The sequence below is a fragment of the Modestobacter sp. DSM 44400 genome, from assembly GCF_900107175.1.
GTDB lineage: Bacteria > Actinomycetota > Actinomycetes > Mycobacteriales > Geodermatophilaceae > Modestobacter.
Map to the genome: position 1 here is coordinate 1 of NZ_FNOZ01000106.1, position 5,354 is coordinate 5,354.

Here is a 5,354-nt window from a genome sequence, read left to right on the forward strand (position 1 = left end):
CACCCGCTCATTCGGTGTGGCGACCTGCGCCAACCGCGACCCCGGATGTCCCGGCTGCCCACCGGGCTTGCGCCCCGACCGGGTCCGCAACGACTTCGGTGCCGGCTTGCCCAAGCCGTCCTGGCTCGGCGGCTTCGAGGAGTTCTTCGACGTCGTCCCCAGCCGAGCCTCCAGCTCGCCGATCTTCACCTGCGCCGCGCGCAGCTCCGCCCGCAACGCATCGATCAGCCCATCGCGCTCCGCGAGCCGCTCAAGCAGCTCCACCACCGAGGGATCGCCGGACACCCCACGAGCATCATCGATCACACGGCCAGGTCAACACGCCACGCCGCAGGGACCTGACCAGTCACCTCTAATCAAAGAGGCGACCGACAAGACGAGCCTCAACGAGATTGAGAACAAGACTTCATGGGTCGACGATGCGGCGCGCATCATGGTCGGCCAGCGCGCGGTGATCTGATCGGTCGGCTGGTCAGCCGGAGAGGATCTGGTGGACGGCCGTGGTGTTGCCGGTGAGCTGGACGTAAAGCTGTGCCCATTCTTTGTCGGTGGTGGTAGTCGGGGGCTTGCCGTCGCAGTAGCGCTTGTCGCCGTTGGCGGTGTAGTAGGTGAGGTCACGGGCGCCAGGCCCCACCCCGCGGTGACCTGCCTCAGGCGGTCGGGCGGACCGCGCCGAGGTAGCCCGACCAGTACATCGAAGTGACGTGCACGGTCGCGCCGCTGTACGGCGCCTCGATGATCTTGCCGCCGCCCAGGTAGAGGGCGACGTGGTGGATCGTCGCCGGGTCGCCCACGTCCAGGGCCCAGAACACCAGGTCCCCCGGCTGCAGGTCGGCGCGGGCGACTTTCGGCAGCGCCCTGTACTGCGCCCGGCTGTTGCGGGGCAGGCTGATGCCGACGTGGGCGTAGGCGTAGCGGGTCAGCCCGGAGCAGTCGAAACCGACCACGCCGGCGTCGATGCCGAACCCGAGGCTCGGGCCGGTCGTCGACCCACCACCCCAGGCGTACAGCGTTCCGACCGTGTTCATGGCCGCGGAGATCGCGGTCGCGGCCGCCGACGCCGAGCCGGGCCCGATCGGCGGCACGACCGCATCGGCGGCCTCCCCCGACTGCGCCGCGTCGGCTGCGGCCGACACTGCGGGCCGCCCTGTGGCCCGCGCTGGGGCCTGCCCTGCGGCCCGCGCTGGGGCCTGCCCTGCGGCCCGCCCTGTCGCCCGCGCTGCCGCCTCCGCTGTGGCCTGCGCTGTGGCCTGCGCTGTGGCCTGCGCTGTGGCCTGCGCTGCCGCCTGCGCTGCCGCCTGCTGGCGCTGATACTCCAGCGCCGCTGCCCGCTCGCCCTCCAGCGCGGCGAGTTCCTGCTTCGCCTGCTCGAGCTGCTCTTGCAGCCCGACCTGCTCGGTCGCGAAGTCCTCGGCCTGCTGACGGGCTGCCGCCTCGACCGCCTCGGCTGCGGTGAGTGCGTCGGCGGCCTGCTGCTCGAGGGCGCCGGCCTGGAAGACGGCGGTGTGGGCGGCGTCATCGGCGGTCTCGGCCCGCTGCTGAGCGAGCGCGAACCGCACCAGGACGTCGGCCTTGTAGCCACCGGCGGCGGCCAGCAGCCGGGCCCGCTCAAGCATCTGCGCCGGGTCGTCGACGTCCAGCATTGCCTGCAGACCGGGTGAGGTGGTGCCCTGGATGTAGCTCTCCCGGGCGAAAGCAGCGACCTCCGCGCGGGACGCGGCCAGGTCCGCGGCGGCCCGCTGCGCCGTGGCCGCGGTGGACGCCGCGGTGGCCTGCGCGGCCTCGTACTCGGCCTGCTTGGCCTGGAAGGTGTCCAGCGCGATGGCCGCGGCGGCGTTCGCGGCGTCGGCCTGCGCCTGGGCGTCGGCCAGCCGGGTGGCCAGCTCCGACAGCTGCCCGACGACGGCGTCGTGGGCCTGCTGCGCCTGGCTCATCTGCTCGTCGGTGGGCAGCTGGGGCTCGGCCGAGGCCACGCCCGGAGCGGACACCAGGCATATCACCACCGCACCGGCGACTGCGGCCAGCCGGGCGCGTGCCGATCCCCGTCGTCCTCGTGTCATGCGCCACCCCCCGGGCCACAGCGTGCGCCGCGGGCCGGAGGCCTGCCGAGCGTGCTCGCCGTGGACGGTAGCTCCAGGAGGTGGACGGCCGGAACCCCTCGGGAGCAGACAGACCCAACTACTTCGCTGGGTGCCCACCCGGACACGCTGCGTTCAGCGCAGCAGCCGGGTGAGTACCGTCGAGGGGTCGCACCACGAGCAGCATGATCAACGCAAGCTACGTGGCATTGCTCCTCGGGGGGGATCGATCCTGAAGGCAGTGCGCTCCAAGGTGACATCCCTGCCCGGCAGCCGGTCCTCCGCGCGCCGGCTCCGTGCGGCCCTGCTGGTCGGTGTACCGGTTGCTTTCCTGTACGGCATCCTCGGGCTGGCTGTGCTCAGCGGCTGGGCGGTCGACGACTGGGACGTGGCGGTGCTGGTCTGGGACCCCGCGCAGCACTGGCCCGTCTTGGCCTCGGTCATGTCGTGGTGGGTGCTGCTCGGCCAGCGCGGGATATGCCTGGCCATAGCAGTTCCCTAGCTGGTCGTGCGGGCAGTGCGGGCCCGAGATGTGCAACCGCTGTTGATCTTCGGGACCGCGACCGTCCTGCTCAACATCAGCGTCGGCTTCGTGAAGATCGTGGTTGGGCGACTCGGTCCGCTGCAGCTGGGGCCGGCCGCGCTCCTGCCCGGGGCGGGTGCTGTGTTCGCCGACGGGACCATCTGGCCGTCCGGGCACACCGCGAACGCCGTCCTCACCTGGGGCCTGTTGGCGTATCTGGCTCGGCGGTACCGCCGGGCCTGCGCAGTGCTGGCAACTGTTTTGAGCGTCACGATCGGGCTGAGCACGGTGTACCTCGCCACCCACTGGATCTCCGACGTGGTGGCCGGCTGGGCAGCCGGCCTGCTGGTGTTGCTTGCCGTCCCGGCAATCGAGCCGCTGGCCGCCCGGTTGACCAGGACCTGGCACTCCATGCGAAACCGTTCCGAAGATCCCCGGAACGAAGCCCTAGCGACCAGCGATCGCAATGTCGTCGAGCAGTACCCGCCACTGCGGGACGACGACCTCGACGGCGTAGCGCTGCTCCACGGTGCGACGCAGCCCCGTGCCGAGCCATCGACGCAGCCCGGGGTCGTCGATCAGCCGGACCAGCGCGTCGGCGACCGCGGACGGGTCGCGGCGGGGAACGAACAGGCCGCTTCGTCCGTCGACGACCTGCTGTTCGGAGCCGTTGTCGCGGGTGACCACCACGGGTAGCCCGGCGGCGCCGGCCTCGGCGAGGACGTGCGGCATGCCCTCGCCCTCGGACAGCCACACCAGCGCATCCAGCCCGGCGAGCAACCGGGGCACGTCGGCACGGTCGCCGAGGAAGCGCACGGGGTTGCCCAGTTCCAGCCGGGCGGCGAGGTCGTGCAGTGCGGTCTCGTGCTCGGGGTAGAAGAAGTTGGGCCCGCCGATGATCATCCAGCGGGCCTCGGGGCGCCGCTGCGCGAGCAGGGCCGCGGCGGCCAGCACGTCCTCGACGCGCTTCTTCCGGTCCAGCCGGCCCACCCAGCCGATCATCGGCACGTCGTCGGCCACGCCCCACTCGCGCCGTACGTCTGCCCGGGCGGCCGGGTCGAAATCGACCATCGAGGGGATCTCCAGGGCATCCTGCGGCCGGTCGGGCATCCGGCTGGCGGCGGCGTCGCGGATGGAGGCACAGACCCCGACGTAGCGGTCGGTCAGGTCCGTGGGGCCGGTCAGCGCCTCGGACACCAGCCCGCCGTGCTCGATCAATGGTGGCCGCCGCGCCAAGCGCCGCAGCGCCGGGTGCACGTAGGGAACGGCCTGGCAGGCCACCACCACGTCGTAGGTCGGGATCACCGGGGCGAGGTGCTCGACGATCTGGTCGTCGCCGAGCCCGTAGGGCGTGGTGTCCACCGGGATGCCGAGCTCGGCGAGCTGGACGTGGGTCTGGTCGGGCATCATGGGCCGGAACTGGCAGACCACGACGTCCACCGTCCACTCCGGCCGCAGGTACTGGGCGAGCAGTCGGACCTCGGTCTCCTCGCCGCCCACGACCAGCCAGTGCAAGACGAACAGCAGCGGCCGCGGCCTCACAGCGCGAAGACGGCCTGGATGGTGGCGCGGCGGCGCTGTGCGAGCTCGGCCATCACGGTGGCGCCCTCGTCGAACGGCACCACATCGGTGACCAGGTGCCTGCGAATCCGCGGCTAACGTGGGAATCACCAACCCAGGGACCTGACCAGTCCCAAGGAGCGATGACCGGGCCGGCGCGGAACAGCTCAGGCGCGACGAAAGGACGGAAGGTCGCTCGCCGATCTTGCATTCCCGTGTTGACCGCGACATCTGCGAGCGGTCGGACGGGTGAGTTTGACGCCGGCCCGGTCATCATTCCTGGTCTTCTTGGATCAGGCGGTAAGGCTGATCCGAGCAATGGCAGCGGCGTGCGGGAAGCTGAATGCCACACGCATGGTGCCGCGGATGCCGATGCGGTCGGACGAGAAGTAGGCGTCGGGCGACGTCTCGACTCGCACGTCGTTGCGCATCACGACGAGGGACCGGGCACGCGGGATACCCCAGATGGTCCCGGGTGCGACTGCCGCGGAGACGTAAAGCGGCACACCCTGGATGGTGCGCTTGGTGGGGCTGGTCACGTCGGGCTGCAACAGCGGCTGATTGCTGCCCGTCCCGGTCTTGATCTTGCTGATGACCTGGGCGTCGGCGGGGTTGGCGACCCAGCTGTCGACGGTCTGCCCCGCGCCCTCGACGGCGAACAGGGCGTCGGTGAAGGGGTCCACGTTGGTCCAGGACGCGCCGGCACTGACGGCGGCATAGCCGGTGAGGGCACCGAGCCCCTTGGGTGCAGGGGCGGCCAGGTTGCCGAAGAAGGCGGCATCGACGCGCTTGGCCATGTCGCGGGCCATCGACTGACCGATCAGCTCTGCGGCGGCCGGCGAGGAGTCATCGGCCAGCTCTCGGCGGTTTCAGCCGGTGGTAGCAATCGGGCTGGTCAGGAGGTCGGTGAAGACTTCTGCTGGGGTTCGGTAGCCGAGGATACGGCGTGGTCGGTTGTTCAACTCGGCGGTGACGAGGTTGAGGTACTTCTGGTCGTCGGTGATCTCGGTGCCCTTGGGGAAGTACTCTCGGAGCAGTCCGTTGGTGTTCTCGTTGGTGCCGCGTTCCCAGGGTGAGTGGGCGTGGGCGAAGTAGACGTCGATGGCGGTGGCGAGGGTGAACGCGGCGTGCGCGGCCATCTCGGTGCCTTGGTCCCAGGTCAGTGAGGTGAGGAGCTGGGTGGGCATGTCGGT

General features: G+C 70.8%; 7 protein-coding genes and 1 pseudogene. 2 read left to right on the forward strand and 6 right to left on the reverse strand.

The genetic code is table 11. From position 1 onward, the window contains the following. The 3 genes from BLW04_RS29960 to BLW04_RS24635 all read right to left on the reverse strand — a co-directional run. The coding region (locus tag BLW04_RS29960) for a DUF6444 domain-containing protein (protein ID WP_371327826.1) at positions 1–306 on the reverse strand (306 nt) is incomplete at its 3' end. 166 nt (positions 307–472) lie between these two features. Beyond that, positions 473–634 (reverse strand): hypothetical protein, encoded by a 162-nt coding sequence (locus tag BLW04_RS27175; protein WP_175484282.1) that lies wholly within the window; start codon positions 632–634, stop codon positions 473–475. 16 nt (positions 635–650) lie between these two features. Beyond that, the gene (locus BLW04_RS24635) at positions 651–2,060 is read right to left on the reverse strand and encodes a C40 family peptidase (RefSeq protein WP_139307025.1); all 1,410 of its coding nucleotides are present in this window, start codon (positions 2,058–2,060) and stop codon (positions 651–653) included. Between the two features lie 259 nt (positions 2,061–2,319). Between BLW04_RS24635 and BLW04_RS24640 the strand changes: the two genes are divergently transcribed. Further along, positions 2,320–2,580, forward strand: coding sequence for a hypothetical protein (locus tag BLW04_RS24640; protein WP_091548192.1), 261 nt, complete (start codon positions 2,320–2,322; stop codon positions 2,578–2,580). Positions 2,581–2,610: 30 nt separating this feature from the next. Further along, a pseudogene (locus BLW04_RS29965) lies at positions 2,611–2,961 on the forward strand (phosphatase PAP2 family protein); the annotation flags it as partial. 87 nt (positions 2,962–3,048) lie between these two features. On the opposite strand, the gene BLW04_RS24650 reads toward BLW04_RS29965, so the two are convergent. The 3 genes from BLW04_RS24650 to BLW04_RS24660 form a co-directional block, all read right to left on the reverse strand. Continuing rightward, entirely contained in the window at positions 3,049–4,143 is a 1,095-nt protein-coding gene (locus BLW04_RS24650) for a glycosyltransferase family 4 protein (protein ID WP_139307026.1), read from the reverse strand. Between the two features lie 311 nt (positions 4,144–4,454). Then, positions 4,455–5,018, reverse strand: coding sequence for a phage major capsid protein (locus tag BLW04_RS24655; protein WP_091548198.1), 564 nt, complete (start codon positions 5,016–5,018; stop codon positions 4,455–4,457). Positions 5,019–5,030: 12 nt separating this feature from the next. Beyond that, on the reverse strand, positions 5,031–5,354 hold a 324-nt coding region (locus BLW04_RS24660; protein WP_139307027.1), incomplete at its 5' end, for an IS30 family transposase.